We start from the raw sequence: 20,751 nt of genomic DNA on the forward strand, positions 1-20,751 counted from the left end.
TTCACCTATAACAAAGCCCAAGCGGAGTACCACAGATGGCGTTTTTCACCGCAGCCAGCAAAGCCGACTTCCAGCATCAACTGCAGGCGGCCCTGGCGCAGCACATCAGCGAACAGTCCCTGCCACAAGTGGCGCTGTTCGCCGAGCAGTTCTTCGGCATCATCTCTCTGGACGAACTCACTCAGCGCAGGCTGTCGGACTTGGCCGGCTGCACGCTGTCCGCCTGGCGCATCATCGAGCGCTTCGACCCCGAACACCCGCAGGTGCGGGTCTACAACCCTGATTACGAACGCCACGGCTGGCAATCGACCCACACCGTGGTCGAGGTGCTGCACCACGACCTGCCGTTCCTGGTCGACTCGGTACGCACCGAGCTCAACCGCCGCGGCTACAGCATCCACACCCTGCAGACCACCGTGCTCAGCGTGCGCCGCGGCGCCAAGGGCGAGCTGGTCGAACTGCTGCCCAAGGGCACCCAGGGCGAGGGCGTCAGCCATGAGTCGCTGATGTACCTGGAGATCGACCGCTGCGCCAATGCCGCCGAGCTCAACACCCTGAGCATGGAGCTGGAGCAGGTACTGGCCGAAGTGCGCGGCGTGGTCGCCGACTTCGAGCCGATGAAAGCCAAGATCCGCGAGTTGCTGGAACTGGTGGAGCAGAACGCCTTCGGCCCGGCGCAGAACGACAAGGCCGAGGTCAAGAGCTTCCTGTCGTGGCTGCTGGACAACCATTTCACTTTCCTCGGCTACGAGGAGTTCACCGTCGAGTCCGACTCCGACGGCGGTCACCTGGTCTACGACGAGGCCTCGTTCCTGGGCCTTGCCCGCCTGCTGCGCGCAGGCCTGGGCGCCGACGACCTGCGCATCGAGGACTACGCCGTCGCCTACCTGCGCGAGCCGCGCCTGCTGTCGTTCGCCAAGGCCTCGCAGCCGAGCCGCGTGCACCGCCCGGCGTACCCGGACTACGTGTCGATCCGCCAGATCGACCAGGACGGCAAGGTCATCAAGGAATGCCGCTTCATGGGCCTGTACACCTCGTCGGTGTACGGCGAGAGCGTGCATACCATCCCGTACATCCGTGGCAAGGTCGCCGAAGTCGAGCGCCGCTCCAACTTCGACCCCAAGGCCCACCTGGGCAAGGAGCTGGCCCAGGTCCTCGAGGTGCTGCCCCGTGACGACCTGTTCCAGACCCCGGTCGACGAACTGCTCAGCACCGTCATGTCGATCGTGCAGATCCAGGAGCGCAACAAGATTCGCGTGTTCCTGCGCAAGGACCCGTACGGCCGCTTCTGCTACTGCCTGGCCTATGTGCCACGTGAGATCTACTCCACCGAGGTGCGGCAGAAGATCCAGCAGGTGCTGATGGAGCGCCTGAAGGCCACCGACTGCGAGTTCTGGACCTTCTTCTCCGAGTCGGTGCTGGCCCGCGTGCAGCTGATCCTGCGGGTGGACCCGAAGAACCGCATCGACATCGATCCGCAGCAGCTGGAAAACGAAGTGATCCAGGCCTGCCGTTCGTGGCAGGACGATTTCTCGGCGCTGGTGGTGGAGAACTTCGGCGAGGCCCACGGCACCAACATCCTGGCCGACTTCCCGAAAGGCTTCCCGGCCGGCTACCGCGAGCGCTTCGCCGCGCACTCGGCAGTGGTCGACATGCAGCATGTGCTGAACCTGTCGGAAGCCAAGCCGCTGGCCATGAGCTTCTACCAGCCGCTGACCCAGCTGGGCGAACGCCAGCTGCACTGCAAGCTGTACCATGCCGATACGCCGCTGGCGCTGTCGGATGTGCTGCCGATCCTGGAAAACCTCGGCCTGCGCGTGCTCGGCGAGTTCCCGTACCGCCTGCGCCACGCCAGCGGCCGCGAGTTCTGGATCCACGACTTCGCCTTCACCTACAGCGAAGGCCTCAATCTTGATATCCAGCAGCTCAACGACACCTTCCAGGACGCCTTCGTCCATATCGTCAAGGGCGATGCCGAGAACGACGCCTTCAACCGCCTGGTGCTGACCGCCGGCCTGCCGTGGCGCGACGTGGCGCTGCTGCGCGCCTACGCCCGCTACCTCAAGCAGATCCGCCTGGGCTTCGACCTGGGCTACATCGCCAGCACCCTGAACAACCACACCGACATCGCCCGCGAGCTGACCCGGTTGTTCAAGACCCGCTTCTACCTGGCGCGCAAGCTGACCCAGGAAGATCTGGACGACAAGCAGCTGCGCCTGGAGCAGGCGATCCTCAGCGCCCTGGACGAGGTCCAGGTGCTCAACGAGGACCGCATCCTGCGCCGCTACCTGGACCTGATCAAGGCCACCCTGCGCACCAACTTCTACCAGCCGGACGCCAACGGCCAGAACAAGTCGTACTTCAGCTTCAAGTTCAACCCCAAGCTGATCCCGGAACTGCCGAAACCGGTGCCGAAGTTCGAGATCTTCGTCTATTCGCCGCGGGTCGAGGGCGTGCACCTGCGCTTCGGCAACGTCGCCCGCGGCGGCCTGCGCTGGTCGGACCGCGAAGAGGACTTCCGCACCGAAGTGCTCGGTCTGGTCAAGGCCCAACAGGTGAAGAACTCGGTGATCGTGCCGGTGGGCGCCAAGGGCGGCTTCCTGCCGCGCCGCCTGCCGCTGGGCGGCAGCCGTGACGAGATCGCCGCCGAAGGCGTGGCGTGCTACCGCATCTTCATCTCCGGCCTGCTCGACATCACCGACAACCTCAAGGATGGTGGCGTGGTGCCGCCGGCCAACGTGGTGCGCCACGATGACGACGACCCGTACCTGGTGGTGGCGGCCGACAAAGGCACCGCGACCTTCTCCGACATCGCCAACGGCATCGCCATCGACTACGGCTTCTGGCTGGGCGACGCCTTTGCCTCCGGCGGCTCGGCCGGCTACGACCACAAGAAGATGGGCATCACCGCCCGTGGCGCCTGGGTCGGCGTGCAGCGTCACTTCCGCGAGCGCGGCATCAACGTGCAGGAAGATCCGATCACCGTGGTCGGGGTCGGCGACATGGCCGGCGACGTGTTCGGCAACGGCTTGCTGATGTCCGACAAGCTACAACTGGTGGCAGCGTTCAACCACCTGCACATCTTCATCGACCCGAATCCGGACCCGGCCACCAGCTTCGTCGAGCGCAAGCGCCTGTTCGACCTGCCGCGTTCGGCCTGGAGCGACTACGACACCAGCATCATGTCCGAAGGCGGCGGGATTTTCCCGCGCAGCGCCAAGAGCATCGCCATCAGCCCGCAGATGAAGGAACGCTTCGCCATCGAAGCCGACCGCCTGACCCCGACCGAACTGCTGCACGCGCTGCTGCAGGCGCCGGTGGACCTGCTGTGGAACGGCGGTATCGGCACCTACGTCAAGGCCAGCACTGAAAGCCACGCCGATGTCGGCGACAAGGCCAACGACGCCCTGCGCGTCAACGGCAACGAGCTGCGCTGCAAGGTGGTGGGCGAGGGCGGCAACCTGGGCATGACCCAGCTCGGCCGTGTCGAGTTCGGCCTCAATGGCGGCGCCACCAACACCGACTTCATCGACAACGCCGGCGGCGTGGACTGCTCCGACCACGAGGTCAACATCAAGATCCTGCTCAACGAAGTGGTGCAGGGTGGCGACATGACCGAGAAGCAGCGCAACCAGCTGCTGGGCAGCATGACCGACGAAGTCGCAGGGCTGGTGCTGGGCAACAACTATAAGCAGACGCAAGCGCTGTCGCTGGCGGCCCGCCGCGCCCGCGAGCGGATCGCCGAGTACAAGCGCCTGATGGCCGACCTCGAGGCCCGTGGCAAGCTGGACCGCGCCATCGAGTTCCTGCCGACCGAGGAGCAGTTGGCCGAACGCCTGGCCGCCGGCCAGGGCCTGACCCGCGCCGAGCTGTCGGTGCTGATCTCGTACAGCAAGATCGACCTCAAGGAGCAACTGCTCAAGTCGCTGGTGCCGGACGACGACTACCTGACCCGCGACATGGAGACGGCCTTCCCGCCGTCGCTGGTGAGCAAGTTCGCCGACTCGATGCGCCGTCACCGCCTCAAGCGTGAGATCGTCAGCACCCAGATCGCCAACGACCTGGTCAACAACATGGGCATCACCTTCGTCCAGCGTCTGAAGGAGTCCACCGGCATGAGCCCGGCCAACGTCGCCGGCGCCTATGTGATCGTGCGTGACATCTTCCACCTGCCGCACTGGTTCCGCCAGATCGAGGCCCTGGACTATCAGGTCCCAGCCGAGATCCAGCTGACCCTGATGGACGAGCTGATGCGCCTGGGCCGCCGCGCCACCCGCTGGTTCCTGCGCAGCCGTCGCAACGAGCAGGACGCGGGTCGTGACGTCGCCCACTTCGGGCCGGTGCTCGCCCAGCTGGGGCTCAAGCTGGATGAACTGCTGGAAGGCCCGACCCGCGAGCGCTGGATGGTCCGCTACCAGGGCTTCGTCGAGGCGGGTGTACCGGAACTGCTGGCGCGCATGGTTGCCGGCACTACCCACCTCTACACCCTGTTGCCGATCATCGAAGCTTCGGACGTCACCGGTCACGATCCGGCGCAGGTAGCCAAGGCGTTCTTCGCCGTGGGCAGCTCGCTGGACCTGACCTGGTACCTGCAGGAGATCAGCAACCTGCCGGTGGAGAACAACTGGCAGGCCCTGGCCCGCGAGGCGTTCCGCGACGACATCGACCTGCAGCAGCGGGCGATCACCATCTCCGTGCTGCAGATGGCCGACGCGCCGCAAGACATGGATGCACGGGTGGCACTGTGGTGCGAGCAGCACCGGGTGATGGTCGAGCGCTGGCGCGCCATGCTCGACGACCTGCGCAACGCCACCGGCACCGACTATGCGATGTATGCGGTGGCCAACCGCGAGCTGGTCGACCTGGCGATGAGCGGGCAGGCGGCGGTGATTCCGTCCTGAGCCTGGCGTTGAGGTAAAAGAAAGCCCCGGCAGTGATGCCGGGGCTTTTTCATTTGTCTGGGGGAGGCGAGGCGTGGGAGCGGGCTTGCCCCGCGATTGCGTCGGATCAGGCCATGGTCAATCGCGGGGCAACCCCGCTCCCACGCTGTCCGTACCGAACCTGTTTCCACAGGTTCGCAGCGGCTTACTTGAACCTGCGCTCCACGCCTTTCTCCACCAGGATCTTCGCCGAGATCTCCTCCACCGAGAAATGCGTGGAGTTGATGTTGGGAATGTTCTCCCGGCGGAACAGGTTCTCCACCTCACGCACCTCGAACTCGCACTGGGCGAAGCTCGAATAGCGGCTGTTGGGCTTGCGCTCGTGGCGGATGGCGGTCAGGCGGTCGGGGTCGATGGTCAGGCCGAACAGCTTGCTGTGGTGCTTCTTCAGCACCGCCGGCAACTGCAGGCGCTCCATGTCGTCCTCGGTCAGCGGGTAGTTGGCGGCGCGGATGCCGAACTGCATGGCCATGTACAGGCAGGTCGGGGTCTTGCCGCAGCGCGACACGCCGACCAGGATCAGGTCGGCCTTGTCGTAGTAGTGGGTGCGCGCGCCGTCGTCGTTGTCGAGGGCGAAGTTGACCGCCTCGATGCGCTCCATGTAGTTGGAATTGCCGCCGATCGAGTGGGATTTGCCCACGGAATACGACGAATGGGCGGTCAATTCCTGCTCGAGCGGGGATAAAAACGTCGAGAAGATGTCGATCATGAAGCCATTGGACGTGGCCATGACCTCACGGATGTCCTGGTTGACGATGGTGTCGAAAATGATCGGTCGCACCCCGTCGCGCTCGGCCGCGGCGTTGATCTGCTGGACCATGGCCCGGGCCTTATCCAGCGTGTCGATGTAGGGGCGCGTGAATTTATTGAACGGAATGCTCTCGAATTGTGCGAGCAGGCTCTGGCCCAGCGTTTCTGCAGTGATGCCGGTACCGTCGGAGATGAAGAACGCGGTTCGTTTCATTTGCACCTGGGGGCCTTAAGCTGCCGAAGATTTCTGGATATGATAGGTTCGGTTTGCCGAACGCGGTTGCTCGGCATTCTCACTTATTTTCCAGGTCCAGGCCACAAGCGTCCGGCCCAGTCAGTCAGGCAGGCGGGCGCCCTTGAGCTTTTCCAATACAGTTAGTGGAGAGATCACCTTGGTAGAGTACGTAGTTTCCCTCGATAAGCTCGGCGTCCATGATGTGGAGCATGTGGGGGGCAAGAACGCATCCCTGGGCGAGATGATCAGTAACCTCGCAGGTGCCGGTGTCTCGGTGCCGGGCGGCTTTGCCACTACGGCTCAGGCGTACCGCGATTTTCTCGAACAAAGTGGCCTCAACGACCGCATCCACGCCGCGCTCGATGCGCTGGACGTCGATGACGTCAACGCCCTGGCCAAGACCGGCGCGCAGATCCGCCAGTGGGTGATGGAAGCCGATTTCCCGGCGCGTCTTGATTCGGAAATCCGTACGGCCTTCGCCGAGATGGCCGGTGGCAACGACAACATGGCCGTGGCCGTGCGTTCCTCGGCCACCGCCGAAGACCTGCCGGATGCCTCCTTTGCCGGGCAGCAGGAGACCTTCCTCAACATCCGTGGCGTCGACAACGTGATCCGCGCGGCCAAGGAAGTGTTCGCCTCGCTGTTCAACGACCGCGCCATTTCCTACCGCGTGCACCAGGGCTTCGACCACAAGCTGGTGGCCCTGTCTGCCGGCGTGCAGCGCATGGTCCGCTCCGAGACCGGTACCGCCGGGGTGATGTTTACCCTCGACACCGAGTCGGGTTTCCGCGACGTGGTGTTCATCACCGGCGCCTACGGCCTGGGCGAAACCGTGGTGCAGGGCGCGGTCAACCCTGACGAATTCTACGTGCACAAGCAGACCCTGCAGGCCGGCCGTCCGGCGATCCTGCGCCGCAACCTGGGCAGCAAGGCGATCAAGATGGTCTACGGCGACGAAGCCAAGGCCGGTCGCTCGGTCAAGACCGTCGAGGTCGAGCGTGCCGAGCGCGCGCGCTTCTGCCTGAGCGACGCCGAGGTCAACGAGCTGGCCAAGCAGGCGATGATCATCGAGCAGCACTACCAGCGCCCGATGGACATCGAGTGGGCCAAGGACGGTGACGACGGCAAGCTGTATATCGTTCAGGCCCGTCCCGAGACCGTGAAAAGCCGTTCCAGCGCCAATGTCATGGAGCGCTACCTGCTGAAAGAGAAGGGCACCGTGCTGGTCGAGGGCCGCGCCATCGGCCAGCGCATCGGTGCCGGCAAGGTCCGCGTGATCAACGATGTCTCGGAAATGGACAAGGTCCAGCCGGGCGACGTGCTGGTCTCGGACATGACCGACCCGGACTGGGAGCCGGTGATGAAGCGCGCCAGCGCCATCGTCACCAACCGCGGCGGGCGTACCTGCCACGCGGCGATCATCGCCCGTGAACTGGGCATTCCGGCCGTCGTCGGCTGCGGCAACGCCACCCAGGTCCTGAAAGACGGCCAGGGCGTCACCGTGTCCTGCGCCGAGGGCGACACCGGCTTCATCTTCGAAGGCGAGCTGGGTTTCGACGTCAAGCAGAACTCGGTCGATGCCATGCCTGAACTGCCGTTCAAGATCATGATGAACGTCGGCAACCCGGACCGCGCCTTCGACTTCGCCCAGCTGCCCAACGCCGGTGTCGGCCTGGCGCGCCTGGAATTCATCATCAACCGCATGATCGGCGTGCACCCCAAGGCGCTGCTCAACTATGCCGGCCTGCCGCCGGAGCTGAAGGAAAGCGTCGACAAGCGCATCGCCGGCTACGACGACCCGGTCGGCTTCTATGTCGAGAAGCTGGTCGAGGGCATCAGCACCCTGGCCGCGGCTTTCTACCCGAAAAAGGTCATCGTGCGCCTGTCGGACTTCAAGTCCAATGAATACGCCAACCTGATCGGCGGCAAGCTCTACGAGCCGGAAGAAGAGAACCCGATGCTGGGCTTCCGCGGCGCCTCGCGCTACATCAGCGAGTCGTTCCGTGACTGCTTCGAGCTCGAGTGCCGTGCGCTGAAGCGCGTGCGCAACGAGATGGGCCTGACCAACGTCGAGATCATGGTGCCGTTCGTGCGCACCCTGGGCGAAGCCAGCCAGGTCGTCGACCTGCTTGCCGAGAACGGCCTGGCCCGCGGTGACAACGGCCTGCGCGTGATCATGATGTGCGAGCTGCCGTCCAACGCCATCCTCGCCGAAGAGTTCCTCGAGTACTTCGACGGCTTCTCCATCGGCTCCAACGACCTGACCCAGCTGACCTTGGGCCTGGACCGCGACTCAGGCATCATCGCCCACCTGTTCGATGAACGTAACCCGGCCGTGAAGAAGCTGCTGGCCAACGCCATCGCCGCGTGCAACAAGGCCGGCAAGTACATCGGCATCTGCGGTCAAGGCCCGTCGGACCACCCGGACCTGGCCAAGTGGCTGATGGAGCAGGGTATCGAGAGCGTGTCGCTGAACCCGGACTCGGTGCTCGAGACCTGGTTCTTCCTGGCCGAGGGCCAGGGCGCGGCGTGATGCGCTGAAGGCAACACACTGTGGGAGCGGGCTTGCCCCGCGATAGCGCCAGATGGGACAGCAGTGTCTGTAGGTCTGGTTCAATCGCGGGGCAAGCCCGCTCCCACGTTCATATCCTCTGTTTGTTTGTGAACCCATGCAAAGCAGCTCCACCCAATTCCCCGTCGCGTTGCTCAGTGCCGAGCGCCGCGGCGACCTCAGCGAAGACGTCTACCGGATCAAGGCCGGCAACAGCCCCGATCCGAGCGTCGAGCTGGCTGTCACCCGCCTGGGCCTGGCTGATCAGGAACACGCCCAGGGCGTGCCGGTCATTCTCCTGCACGGCAGTTTCTCCAACCGTCGCTTCTGGTACTCGCCCAAGGGCATCGGTCTGGGCGCCTACCTGGCCCGCGCCGGTTTCGATGTGTGGATCCCGGAGATGCGCGGCCACGGCCTGTCGCCGCGCAACCGCGACTGGCGGCAGAACCGGGTGGCCGACTATGCCCGCTACGACCTGCCGGTGATCGGCGCCTTCGTTCGCGAGCAGGCCGGGCAGGCGCCGCACTGGGTCGGCCACTCGCTGGGCGGCACCACCCTGGCGGCGGCGCTGGGCAGCGGTTACCTGGACGTCGCGCTGGTGGCCAGCGCGGCGCTGTTCGGCACCCAGGTCAGCCGGGTCTACTGGCCGCTGAAAGTACCGCCGGTGGAATGGGGCGCGCGCGTGCTGCTCAAGCGCTTCGCGCAGATCTCGGGTTCGCGCCTCAAGCGTGGTCCGGAGGACGAACCTATCGGCCTGGCCCTGGAGAGCTTGCGCTGGAATGGCCTGTTTGGCCGCTTCGGCGACAAGGACAAGGACTGGTGGGCGGGGCTGGCCGAGGTCGAGGTACCGCTACTGGCGGTGGCCGGGGCCGGCGACTTCCAGGACCCGGTGTGGGCCTGCCGCAAGCTGTTCGAGCAGTTTGGCGGTGACGCCAGGCAGTTCCTGCGCCTGGGGCGCGAGGAAGGCTTCGAGGCCTTCGGACATGTCGACATGCTGGTCAGCAAGGCGGCGCAAACCCAGGTGTGGCCGCTGGTGGAGCGCTGGCTGAGGGATCCGCGGGTGCCGGTGCATGCCTCGACGGTGGTGATGGAGCCGGTGCCCGCCAATTGATTGCGTGTCGGCTTCTTCGCAGGTAAAGGCGAACTGACTGCTCGGTCCCGGATGACTGCCGGCCTCCTGCGGTGTAGCCTTGCTCCACATCCGCTTTCGTTGTGACTGACAGGAGTTTCCCATGCAGCATTACGTAACGCCCGACCTGTGCGACGCCTACCCGGACCTGGTCCAGGTGCTCGAACCGATGTTCAGCAACTTCGGCGGCCACGACTCGTTCGGTGGCCAGATCGTCACCATCAAGTGCTTCGAGGACAATTCGCTGGTCAAGGAGCAGGTCGAACTCGACGGCAAGGGCAAGGTCCTGGTGGTCGACGGCGGCGGCTCGCTGCGCCGTGCGCTTTTGGGCGACATGCTCGCCGAGAAGGCGGCGAAGAATGGCTGGGAAGGCCTGCTGATCTACGGCTGCGTGCGTGACGTGGACGTGCTGGCGCAGACCGATGTCGGCATCCAGGCCCTGGCCAGTCATCCGATGAAGACCGACAAGCGCGGCATCGGCGACCTCAATGTCGCGGTGACCTTCGCCGGCGTGACCTTCCGCCCGGGCGAGTACGTGTATGCCGACAACAACGGTGTGCTGGTCTCGCCAAGCCCGCTGAAAATGCCCGAGTGACGCGCCGTACACCGATGGAGCTTTGATGTTCGAGGAAGACAACGCGCAGTGGGGCCTGGTGCATGCCCTGGTGCTCGATGGCAAGGGTGGCGCGCGTTCGATCGCCCGCACCGAGCTGGACGACCTGCAGTTGCAGCCCCAGGAGAGCCTGTGGCTGCACTGGGACCGCAGTCACCCGCAGACCCGCACCTGGCTGCTTCACGACAGCGGCCTCAGCGAGTTCGCCTGCGAACTGCTGCTGGAGGAGAACACCCGCCCGCGCCTGCTGCCATTGGCCGACGAGCAGATGCTGCTGTTCCTGCGCGGGGTCAACCTCAATCCGGGCGCCGAGCCCGAGGACATGGTCTCGGTGCGCATCTTCGCCGAGGCGCGGCGGGTCATTTCCCTGCGTCTGCGGCCTCTGCGGGCGAGTGACGAGGTCTTGCAGCAACTGGACGAGGGCAGGGGGCCGAAGACCGCCTCGGAACTGCTGTTGCTGATGGGCGAGCTGTTGACCGAAAAGGTCCAGGCGCTGGTCAGCGACCTGTCGGAAGCGGTCGATCTGGAAGAAGAAAAGGCAGAATCCGACGAACGGTATTCTCCGGCCCAGGGCAGCCTGCAGCAGATCCGTCGTCGCGCCGCCGGCCTGCGGCGTTTCCTCGCCCCCCAGCGCGACATCTATGCCCAGCTGTCACGCAACAAATGCAGCTGGTTCGCCGATGCCGATGGGGACTACTGGAACGAGCTGAACAACAGCCTGATCCGCTACCTCGAAGAGCTCGAACTGGCCCGCGAGCGCGCAGCGCTCGTGCTGGAAAGCGAGGACCGGCGGCGCAGCGAGCGGATGAACCGGACCATGTACCGGTTCGGCATCATCACCTGCATCTTCCTGCCCATGAGCTTCGTCACCGGGCTGCTGGGTATCAATGTCGGCGGTATTCCAGGCTCCGACAGCCCCTACGGATTCCTGTTCGCCAGCCTGATCGTGCTGGGGCTGGCGGTAGGGCAGTGGCTGCTGTTCCGGCGGTTGCGGTGGGTGTGATGTGTCTTGTTGCGGGGCAACCCCGCTCCCACGCTCTGAGCGTGGTTCCGTGGGAGCGGGCTTGCCCCGCGATGGGTTCGCACACTCATTTTGAAACATTCGTCCCACATCCCTGTGTGACCCATCGCTCGGCGCCCTCGTCTTTGACTGACATTGCGCGAGGTGCCCATGCACGATCCGTTTGAAGAATCCCTGCGCGACCTGCTCAAGGCGTCGCCGTCCGGCCAGGACCGTGACGACGCCGCCTGCCTGGGTCGCGTACTCAAGACCGCCAACCGCCAGGTCGGCGCGGGCGATCTGTTCAGCTTGCTTGGCCGCTGGAGCCAGGCGCTGCTGATTGCCGTGAACAATGGCTCGGCGCATGTCGCGCCGGTCCGTCGCAACTCTACCCGCAAACCTGCCGCCGGCAGCAACGCAGATAAGGCCGATTGAATATGGAACTCGATCTCTGGACCCAGAGCCTGGTCACCGCCATGACTGCCCTTTGGACCAAGGTGGCGAACTTCATCCCCAACCTGTTCGGCGCGCTGGTCGTGGTGCTGCTCGGCTTCGTCGTCGCCAAGTTGCTCGACACCCTGCTGTCCAAGGTGCTCGCCAAGTTCGGCCTGGATCGCCTGATGAGCGGCACCGGGCTGACCAAGATGCTCGCCCGGGTCGGCATCCAGGTGCCGATCTCGACCCTGATCGGCAAGATCGTCTACTGGTTCGTGCTGCTGATCTTCCTGGTCTCGGCCGCGGAATCCCTGGGGCTCGAGCGGGTCTCGGCGACCCTCGACATGCTCGCCCTGTACCTGCCCAAGGTGTTTGGCGCGGCCCTGGTGCTGCTGGCGGGTGTGCTCCTTGCGCAACTGGTCAACGGCCTGGTGCGCGGCGCCGCCGAGGGCATCGGCCTGGAATATGCCGCCGGCGTCGGGCGTATCGCCCAGGGCCTGGTGATCATCATCAGCATCTCGGTGGCCATCAGCCAGCTCGAGGTCAAGACCGACCTGCTGAACCACGTGATCGTCATTGGCTTGATTACCGTTGGTCTGGCAATTGCGTTGGCCATGGGCCTGGGCAGCCGGGAAATCGCCGGGCAGATCCTGGCCGGCATCTATGTGCGCGAGCTGTATCAGGTAGGCCAGCAGGTGCGGATTGGCGAGGTCGAAGGCCACATCGAGGAGATCGGCACGGTCAAGACGACCCTGCTGACCGATGATGGCGAACTGGTGTCGCTGTCTAATCGCGAGCTGCTCGAGCAGCGCGTGAATAGCCGCTAACCGCACAAAAGCTGTTAATGTATGCCGCCGCAAAAATCGGCCCTGGGGGCCGAGCGGCGACATTGACCTGACTGTCGGCCAGATCCGTTTTGAATAAAGTTCATTCGCCGCCCATGCGCTATGACCCCCGCGAGCTCACCGACGAGGAGTTGGTGGCGCGTTCGCATGAGGAGCTGTTTCATGTCACCCGCGCCTACGAGGAGCTGATGCGCCGCTACCAGCGCACGCTGTTCAACGTCTGCGCGCGCTACCTGGGGAACGATCGGGATGCCGACGATGTCTGTCAGGAGGTGATGCTCAAGGTGCTCTACGGGTTGAAGAACTTCGAGGGCAAGTCCAAGTTCAAGACCTGGCTCTACAGCATCACCTACAACGAATGCATCACCCAGTACCGCAAGGAGCGCCGCAAGCGCCGGTTGATGGATGCCCTGAGTCTGGATCCTGTCGAAGAGGCGTCCGAGGACAAGGCACCGAAGCCGGAGGAGAAAGGCGGGCTGGACAAATGGCTGGTGCATGTGAACCCGATCGACCGGGAAATCCTGGTGCTGCGATTTGTCGCAGAGCTGGAATTCCAGGAGATCGCGGACATCATGCACATGGGCCTGAGCGCCACGAAAATGCGCTACAAGCGTGCGCTCGACAAGCTTAGAGAGAAATTTGCAGGCCTGGCTGAAACTTAGTGGCCAGCAAATACCTCTAACCAACCGGCAAGTTCTGCTAGACTTGCCGTCGAGTTGTCCCCCGGATGTTGGTGGGACTGCTTAACTATCACCAGATGGGGATTTAACGGATGAAATTGAAAAACACCTTGGGCTTGGCCATTGGCTCGCTCGTGGCCGCTACTTCGTTCGGCGTTCTGGCTCAAGGCCAAGGCGCTGTCGAAATCGAAGGCAACGTTACCAAGCAGTACTACGACAGCGAACGTAACTTCAAGAACACCGGCACCAATCCAGGTGTTCGCCTCGGTTACTTCCTGACCGACGACGTCTCCCTGGACCTGGGCTACAACGAGACCCACAACGCTCGTGGTGAAGTCTTCAACAAAGACATCAAAGGCTCCAAGACCAAGCTGGACGCCACCTACCACTTCGGTACCGTCGGCGACGCCCTGCGTCCGTACGTTTCCGCTGGTTTCGCCCACGAGAGCCTGGGCCAGGCCACTCGCGGCGGCCGTGACCACTCCACCTTCGCCAACGTTGGCGCTGGCGCCAAGTGGTACATCACCGACATGTTCTTCGCCCGTGCCGGCGTCGAAGCCATGTACAACATCGACAACGGCAACACCGAGTGGGGCCCGACCGTTGGTCTGGGTCTGAACTTCGGTGGCAGCGGTGGCCAGAAAGCCGCTCCTGCGCCGGCTCCAGTTGCCGAAGTCTGCTCCGACAGCGACAACGACGGCGTCTGCGACAACGTCGACAAGTGCCCTGACACCCCAGCCAACGTTACCGTTGACGCTGATGGCTGCCCGGCTGTTGCCGAAGTCGTTCGCGTTGAGCTGGACGTCAAGTTCGACTTCGACAAGTCGGTCGTCAAGCCTAACAGCTACGGCGACATCAAGAACCTGGCTGACTTCATGAAGCAGTACCCACAGACCACCACCACCGTGGAAGGTCACACTGACTCCGTCGGCCCAGACGCTTACAACCAGAAGCTGTCCGAGCGTCGTGCCAACGCTGTCAAGAACGTCCTGACCCAGCAGTACGGCATCGAATCGAGCCGTGTTGACTCGGTTGGCTACGGTGAGACCCGTCCGGTCGCCGACAACGCCACCGATGCTGGCCGCGCCGTCAACCGTCGCGTAGAAGCTCAGGTAGAAGCCCAGGCCAAGTAATTGGTCTGACGCTTCATGAAAAACCCGGCCTCGGCCGGGTTTTTCTTTGCCTGCGATTTCTCGAGGCACACGTCGCCCTTCCTTTGTAGGAGCGGCCTTGCCGAGGCGTCGGACCGGCCGGAAAGGGCTGCGTAGCAGCCCCGACAGTCTCACATGATGCCGAAATTCTGGGGGGCGTTGCGCACCCCTTTCGCGGCACAAGGCCGCTCCTACATGGAACGTCGCTCGGCTATGCGTTTAGCGTTTGAGCATTACCAGCAACAACACCATGTTCAACAGCAACGACACCAACCCAATCGTACGCCACACCTTCAACGGCTCGCGCTCCAGCAGCGGCCGTGGCCGTTCGTCCAGCTCCTGGCGATCCCCCCGCTCCAGCAACAGCAACCACTGCTCGGCGGTCTCGAAGCGCTGCGCCGGATCTGCCGCCACCGCCTGCAACAGGTTGCGTTGCAACCACTCCGGTAAATCAGGTCGATACCGCGCCGGGTTCACTGGCATGCCGAAGCGCGGCCGCTGGAACGCTTCGACCTCGCCATAGGGGTAGTGGCCGGTGAGCAGGTGGTAAAGCGTCACGCCAACGGCATACAGGTCCTGTCGTGGCGCGGGGGGCAGGCCGTCGAAGGCTTCCGGGGCGAGGAACGAGGGCGTGCCCGGCAGGGCATGGGGCGGGTCTTCGGAAAGCCCCGGGCAGTACGCCAGCCCGAAGTCCAGCAAGCGCAGTTGGCCATCGCTGCCGTGGTGCAGGTTGTCCGGCTTGATGTCGCGGTGCAGCAGGTTGCGCCGGTGTAGCACGCCGACGGCCTGCAGCAGCTGGCGGGCGACCTCCAGCCATTGTGCCAGTGGTAGCGGGGGCTGCCCGGCCAGGGTCGTGCCCGGGTATTCGCGCATCAGGTAGTACAGGTGCTGGCGTTGGCTGGCCGGATGTACCTCAGGGAAGTGACGGCCGGCGACCCGACGCAGGAACCATTCTTCCAGCAACAACGCCTGGGCGGCGCCGGGCTCCTGATCGCGGGACTGCGGCAGGGTCTTGAGCAGCCAGGACTGGCCTTGCGGGTCGCGGACCCGGTACAGCAGCGATTGCCGACTCTGGGCCAGCAGGCCGTCGACCTGCCAGCCATCAATCGACTGACCGTCACGCAGCGCGCCCGGTAACGGCCATTGCTGGAGCTGTGCCAGGGCGTCGCCCAGGGTGCTGGGACCCAACTGGTCGACCCGCACCAACAGGGCGCTGGCGTTGTCCTGACTGCCGCAGTGATGGGCGCTGGTGACCAGAGTGTGGGCGGCCACCTGCAAATCGGATTGTTCGCGCAGGATCGAGCGGATGTGCGCATCGCCCAGGCTGGCCCACACGCCGTCGCTGAGCAGCACGAAGCACTCGCCTTGGCGCAGGTCGCCTTCCAGGTAGTCCACCAGCAGGTGCTGGTCCAGCCCCAGCGCGCGCTTGAGCACATGCTGCATGCCGGGCTGGTCCCAGACATGGTCTTCGCTCAGGCAGTGCAACTGGTCGGCCTGCCAGCGATACACCCGGCAATCGCCGACATGGGCCAGGGTGAATCGCCGCCCGCGCAGCACCAGGGCGCTGAGGGTGGTCAGCAGCGGCTGGCCATTGCCCTGGGCACGCAGCCAGCGGTTCTGTGCCGTGAGCAGGCGGTCCAGCGCCTGGGTCACGCCCCAGGTGGCGGGCGTGGCGTAATAATCCAGGGCCAGGGCCTGCAGGCTGGCCCGCGCCGCCAGGCCGCCGTCGGCGCACTGGCTGACACCGTCGGCCAGTGCGCACAGGTAGCCCTTGCTGGCGGCCAGCTCCGGTGCGGGGGTCACCAGGCGCAGGGCATCCTGGTTTTCCGGGCGCGGCCCGGTTGCGCTGGCCTGGGCAAAGCTCAGTCGCAGGCTCATGGCAAGGCCTCAGACCCGCGCTGCGGTGATCGCCGCCGAGCCCCAGGTGGTGCGCCAGCGTTGCTTGACCCCATGCAGGCCGAACCAGGCCAGCAGGCCGAGGCTGGCGAACAGCCACAGGCCGAGCTGGTAGTCGCCGGTATGCTGCTTGATGGTGCCCAGGCCTGCGGCAAGCAGGAAACCGCCGATGCCACCCGCCATGCCGATCAGTCCGGTCATCACGCCGATCTCTTGACGGAAGCGCTGTGGTACCAGTTGGAACACCGCGCCATTGCCGGCGCCCAGTCCGAGCATGGCACTGACGAACAGGGCCAGGGCCGCCGCCGCGCTGGGCAGGTTGAAGCCCACCGCGGCGATGCACGCGGCGGCCACGCCGTACATCGCCAGCAGGGTGCGGATCCCGCCGAAACGGTCGGCCAGGGCACCGCCGAGCGGGCGCATCAGGCTGCCGGCGAACACGCAAGCGGCGGTGTAGTAGCCTGCAGTCACCGGGCTCAGGCCGTACTGGTCGCTGAAGTAGCCGGGCAGGGCGCTTGCCAGGCCGATGAAGCCGCCGAAGGTCACGCTGTAGAAGAACATGAACCACCAGCTATCCCTGTCACCCAGGGCCTTGAGGTAGTCGGCCATGGCCTTGGGCCTGGGGCGTTGGGGCGCATTGCGCGCCATCAGGGCGAACAGCACAAGCGTCAGCAGCAAGGGCAGCACGGCGAAGCCGAACACATTGTTCCAGCCGAAGCCCGCGGCCAGCGCCGGGGCCAGCAGCGCGGCGAACACCGTGCCGGAGTTGCCGGCGCCGGCGATGCCCATGGCCTTGCCCTGGTGCTGGGGCGGATACCACTGCGAGGCCAGCGGCAGGGACACGGCGAACGAGGCTCCGGCAAAGCCGAGGAACACGCCCAGCAGCAACGCCTGCTCGTAGCTGCGTACCCCCAGGTGCCAGGCGCAGGCCAGGGCGACGATCACGATGACCTGGCCGATCAGCCCGGCGGTCTTGGGCGACAGGCGATCGACCAGCAGGCCCATGGCGAAGCGCAGCACCGCGCCGGCGAGGATCGGCGTGGCGACCATCAGGCCCCGTTGCTGAGCGCTCAGTTGCAGGTCGGTGGCGATCTGCACCGCCAGGGGGCCGAGCAGGTACCAGACCATGAAGCTCAGGTCGAAATACAGGAAGGCGGCGAACAGCGTGGGCACATGCCCGGATTTCCAGAAGCTCGTATTCATCGAACACCTCGTTGGGCGCGGAAACGAAAAGACGCCGCTGCCCGGTCCACGGATGTGGAAGGGCAAGCGACGTCTTTGTCAGGGTATGGGGGCAACCGCCGTTGGCTACCGGGGTTTTCAGAGCAAGAGGCGGGCCAATGTTCCGGCCATGCGCAATTCCTGTAGGAGCGGCCTTGTGCCGCGAAAGGGCTGCGCAGCGGTCCCAGGATTTCAGGGTTCTGACAAAGATCGCCGGGGCCGCTTTGCGGCCCTTTCGCGGCACAAGGCCGCTCCTACAGGAAGGGTATTGCGCGACACCATGGCGTTACAGCTACCCCAACATCTCCGACATGGCAATGATCTGTTCCGCCACCTGGATCAGCTTCTGCTGGCGGCTCATGGCCTGGCGGCGCATCAAGGTGTAGGCCTGTTCCTCGTTGCAGTCCTTCATCTTCATCAGCAGGCCCTTGGCTTGCTCGATGCGCTTGCGCTCGGCCAGTTGCTGGTCGCGGGCCATCAACTGGGCCTTGAGCGCCTGGTCGCTTTCGAAGCGGGCCATGGCCACGTCGAGGATCGGTTGCAGGCGCGTGGCCTGGATACCCTCGACGATGTACGCGCTGACCCCGGCCTGGATCGCCTGGCGCATCACACCGGGGTCATGCTCGTCGGTGAACAGCACGATGGGGCGCGGCCGGTCGCGGCTGACCAGCACCACCTGTTCCATCACGTCCCGGCCCGGTGACTCGGTATCGATCAGCACCACGTCCGGATGCACCGTTTCGACACAGGCGGGCAGGTCGATGCTCAGGCTACCCGCCTCGATCACCTCGAAGCCGGCCTCGATCAGGGCGGCCTTGAGGCGGCCGACCTTCTTTTCCGTGTCGTCGATCAGCAGGATACGCAACATGGCCGCGCCCTCAGCGATGGGCGCGGGCGCCAGGCGCCGCGTCCAGGGCGTGCAGGGCGAAGCTGCGCGCATAACCATGGGGGTCGCTGCCGTCCCAGCGACTGCCGTCGATCAGCAGGCTGCTGCGCATGGGCGGGTCGGCGCAGGGGACGCCCAGCGCTGTGGCGGCCTCGCGGTACAGCGCCAGCTGCTGCACCTGGCCGGCGACGGCCAGGTAGTCCGGGTCGTCACGCAGCAGGCCCCAGCGGCGGAACTGGGTCATGAACCACATGCCGTCGGACAGGTACGGCAGGTTGGCCCGCCCTTGGTCGAACAGGCGTAAGCCATGAGGGTCGTGCCAGCGATGGCCCAGGCCGTCCTGGTAGTCACCGAGCAGGCGCGGCTCGATGCTGCCGACCGGAGCGTCCAGGTAGGCGCTGCCACTGAGCAGTTGCGCGGTGCCGCGGCGGTTCTCCTGGCTCTGCTCGATGAAACGCGCGGCGGCGAGTACCGACTTGATCAGCGCCCTGGCGCTGTTGGGGTACTGTTCGACGAAGCCGCGGGCGCAGGCCAGGACCTTTTCCGGATGGTCGGGCCAGATCGACTGGCTGGTGGCCAGGGTGAAGCCCTGGCCATTGGCGAGTGCATCCGCCGACCAGGGTTCGCCAACACAGAAACCGTCGATACGCCCGGCCTGCAGGTGGGCGGCCATCTGCGCCGGGGGCACCACCACGCTGGTCACGTCGCGCAGCGGGTGGATGCCCTGGCTGGCCAGCCAGTAGTAGAGCCACAGGGCATGGGTGCCGGTGGGGAAGGTCTGGGCGAAGGTCAGTCGTGCGCCCTGTTGGTGCACCAATCGCGCCAGTGCCTCGGGGCTGGTCACGCCCTTGCGTTGCAGTGCAGGGGAGAGGTTGATGGCCTGGGCGTTCTGGTTAAGGCCCATGAGCACGGCCAGGGGGCTGGCGGGCACGCCGCCGATGCCCAGGTGCACCGCGTACACCAGGCCATAGAGGCAGTGGGCGGCGTCCAGCTCGCCGCTGACCAGCCTGTCGCGCAGCCCGGCCCAGGAGGCCTGGCGGCGCAGGTTGAGGGTCAGGCCGAACTGCTGGGCGAAGCCCTGGGTGGCGGCGACCACCACCGAGGCACAGTCGGTCAGGGCCATGAAACCGATGTCCAGGCTGGGCTTTTCCGGCGCGTCGCTGCCGTTGACCCAGGCCAGGGGCGTTGTCGGGAGGGGTGTGTTCACGAGAATCCTCGGGCATTCGCGGATGGCCGCATGCAGCAGACATAGCAACCCATATGCCATGGCCCTGTCGCCCCGGCGGCGCGCTGGCTATAATCGCCCCCTCACACACCGCGAGTCCGCCCGCCCATGTATACCCTGGCCCGCCAGCTGCTGTTCAAGCTCTCCCCGGAAACCTCCCACGACCTCTCGCTGGACCTGATCGGCGCCGGTGGCCGCCTTGGGCTCAACGGCCTGCTGTGCAAGCAGCCAGCGGCGTTGCCGGTGACGGTGATGGGCTTGAACTTCGCCAACCCGGTCGGCCTGGCCGCCGGCCTGGACAAGAACGGCGCGGCCATCGACGGCTTTGCCCAGCTGGGCTTCGGCTTCGTCGAGATCGGCACCGTGACGCCGCGTCCGCAGCCGGGCAACCCCAAGCCGCGACTGTTCCGCCTGCCGGAAGCAACGGCCATCATCAATCGCATGGGCTTCAACAACCTGGGCGTCGACCACCTGCTGGCGCGGGTACGTGCCGCGAAGTACACCGGCGTGCTGGGCATCAACATCGGCAAGAACTTCGACACCCCGGTCGAGCGGGCCCAGGACGACTACCTGATCTGCCTGGAGAAGGTCTACAACGACGCCAGCTACATCACCGTCAACGTCAGCTCGCCGAACACCCCGGGCCTGCGTTCGTTGCAGTTCGGCGACTCGCTCAAGCAACTGCTCGATGCCCTGGCCGAACGCCGCGAACAGCTGGCGCAGGCGAACGGCAAGCGCGTGCCGCTGGCGATCAAGATCGCCCCGGACATGAGCGATGAGGAAACCGCCCTGGTAGCGGCGGCGCTGGTCGAGTCGGGGATGGATGCGGTGATCGCCACCAACACCACCCTGGGGCGCGAGGGCGTCGAAGGCCTGCCGTATGGCGGTGAGGCAGGCGGCCTGTCGGGGGCGCCGGTGCTGGAGAAGAGCACCCACACGGTCAAGGTGCTGGCGGGTGAGCTGGGTGGCAAGCTGCCGATCATCGCAGCGGGCGGGATCACCGAAGGACGCCATGCGGCTGAGAAGATCGCCGCCGGAGCTAGCCTGGTGCAAATCTACTCGGGCTTCATCTACAAGGGGCCGGCGCTGATCCGTGAGGCGGTGGATGCGATTGCTGCGATGAAGCGTTGACCTAACAAGGCCTCTTCGCGGGTAAACCCGCTCCCACAGGTCTCATGCTGCCTTGAGGTTGGC

Annotated in this window: 15 protein-coding genes; 10 read left to right on the forward strand and 5 right to left on the reverse strand. The window is 65.2% G+C overall.

Annotated elements, in window-relative coordinates; all coding sequences use genetic code 11:
- Window positions 1-35 precede the first annotated feature (35 nt).
- Window positions 36-4,901 (forward strand): NAD-glutamate dehydrogenase, encoded by a 4,866-nt coding sequence (locus K2O50_RS08620; RefSeq protein ID WP_050704754.1) that lies wholly within the window; start codon window positions 36-38, stop codon window positions 4,899-4,901.
- Between the two features lie 184 nt (window positions 4,902-5,085).
- Here the strand turns inward: K2O50_RS08620 and K2O50_RS08625 are convergent, their stop codons facing one another.
- Window positions 5,086-5,904: a pyruvate, water dikinase regulatory protein gene (locus K2O50_RS08625; RefSeq protein WP_028692934.1), complete on the reverse strand. Its 819-nt coding sequence runs from the start codon at window positions 5,902-5,904 to the stop codon at window positions 5,086-5,088.
- Window positions 5,905-6,082: 178 nt separating this feature from the next.
- On the opposite strand from K2O50_RS08625, the gene ppsA reads away from it, so the two are divergent.
- The 8 genes from ppsA (at window position 6,083) to K2O50_RS08665 (ending at window position 14,311) form a co-directional block, all read left to right on the forward strand.
- Entirely contained in the window at window positions 6,083-8,458 is a 2,376-nt protein-coding gene (gene ppsA, locus K2O50_RS08630; RefSeq protein WP_050704755.1) for a phosphoenolpyruvate synthase, read from the forward strand.
- A 136-nt stretch (window positions 8,459-8,594) separates the two neighbouring features.
- Complete coding sequence (locus K2O50_RS08635; protein WP_050704756.1) at window positions 8,595-9,587, forward strand: alpha/beta hydrolase; 993 nt, start codon at window positions 8,595-8,597, stop codon at window positions 9,585-9,587.
- A 121-nt stretch (window positions 9,588-9,708) separates the two neighbouring features.
- Complete coding sequence (rraA, locus tag K2O50_RS08640; RefSeq protein ID WP_023630330.1) at window positions 9,709-10,200, forward strand: ribonuclease E activity regulator RraA; 492 nt, start codon at window positions 9,709-9,711, stop codon at window positions 10,198-10,200.
- 25 nt (window positions 10,201-10,225) lie between these two features.
- Window positions 10,226-11,221, forward strand: coding sequence for a zinc transporter ZntB (locus tag K2O50_RS08645; RefSeq protein WP_050704757.1), 996 nt, complete (start codon window positions 10,226-10,228; stop codon window positions 11,219-11,221).
- A 168-nt stretch (window positions 11,222-11,389) separates the two neighbouring features.
- A complete protein-coding gene (locus K2O50_RS08650; protein WP_028692938.1) occupies window positions 11,390-11,653 on the forward strand; it encodes a hypothetical protein in 264 nt (87 codons plus the stop codon).
- 2 nt (window positions 11,654-11,655) lie between these two features.
- Window positions 11,656-12,480, forward strand: coding sequence for a mechanosensitive ion channel family protein (locus tag K2O50_RS08655; RefSeq protein WP_050704758.1), 825 nt, complete (start codon window positions 11,656-11,658; stop codon window positions 12,478-12,480).
- Window positions 12,481-12,593: 113 nt separating this feature from the next.
- Window positions 12,594-13,160 (forward strand): RNA polymerase sigma factor SigX, encoded by a 567-nt coding sequence (gene sigX, locus K2O50_RS08660; RefSeq protein ID WP_050704759.1) that lies wholly within the window; start codon window positions 12,594-12,596, stop codon window positions 13,158-13,160.
- Between the two features lie 110 nt (window positions 13,161-13,270).
- Complete coding sequence (locus K2O50_RS08665) at window positions 13,271-14,311, forward strand: OmpA family protein (protein WP_050704760.1); 1,041 nt, start codon at window positions 13,271-13,273, stop codon at window positions 14,309-14,311.
- Window positions 14,312-14,548: 237 nt separating this feature from the next.
- Here K2O50_RS08665 and K2O50_RS08670 read toward each other — a convergent pair whose 3' ends face one another.
- The 4 genes from K2O50_RS08670 to K2O50_RS08685 all read right to left on the reverse strand — a co-directional run bounded on the left by K2O50_RS08670 (window position 14,549) and on the right by K2O50_RS08685 (window position 19,599).
- Window positions 14,549-16,207: a bifunctional protein-serine/threonine kinase/phosphatase gene (locus K2O50_RS08670; RefSeq protein WP_050704761.1), complete on the reverse strand. Its 1,659-nt coding sequence runs from the start codon at window positions 16,205-16,207 to the stop codon at window positions 14,549-14,551.
- A 9-nt stretch (window positions 16,208-16,216) separates the two neighbouring features.
- Window positions 16,217-17,428: a NarK/NasA family nitrate transporter gene (locus tag K2O50_RS08675; RefSeq protein WP_050704762.1), complete on the reverse strand. Its 1,212-nt coding sequence runs from the start codon at window positions 17,426-17,428 to the stop codon at window positions 16,217-16,219.
- A 310-nt stretch (window positions 17,429-17,738) separates the two neighbouring features.
- Window positions 17,739-18,314 (reverse strand): ANTAR domain-containing response regulator, encoded by a 576-nt coding sequence (locus tag K2O50_RS08680; RefSeq protein WP_050704763.1) that lies wholly within the window; start codon window positions 18,312-18,314, stop codon window positions 17,739-17,741.
- A gap of 10 nt (window positions 18,315-18,324) precedes the next feature.
- Window positions 18,325-19,599, reverse strand: a complete 1,275-nt coding sequence (locus tag K2O50_RS08685) for a CmpA/NrtA family ABC transporter substrate-binding protein (protein WP_156329599.1) — start codon at window positions 19,597-19,599, stop codon at window positions 18,325-18,327.
- Window positions 19,600-19,665: 66 nt separating this feature from the next.
- On the opposite strand from K2O50_RS08685, the gene K2O50_RS08690 reads away from it, so the two are divergent.
- Window positions 19,666-20,688 carry a quinone-dependent dihydroorotate dehydrogenase gene (locus K2O50_RS08690; protein WP_050704765.1) on the forward strand — a complete coding sequence of 341 codons (1,023 nt, stop codon included), beginning with the start codon at window positions 19,666-19,668 and terminating at the stop codon, window positions 20,686-20,688.
- Window positions 20,689-20,751 lie beyond the last annotated feature (63 nt).

The organism is Pseudomonas sp. 2hn (genome assembly GCF_019646095.1).
Classification (GTDB): Bacteria; Pseudomonadota; Gammaproteobacteria; order Pseudomonadales; family Pseudomonadaceae; genus Aquipseudomonas; species Aquipseudomonas peradeniyensis.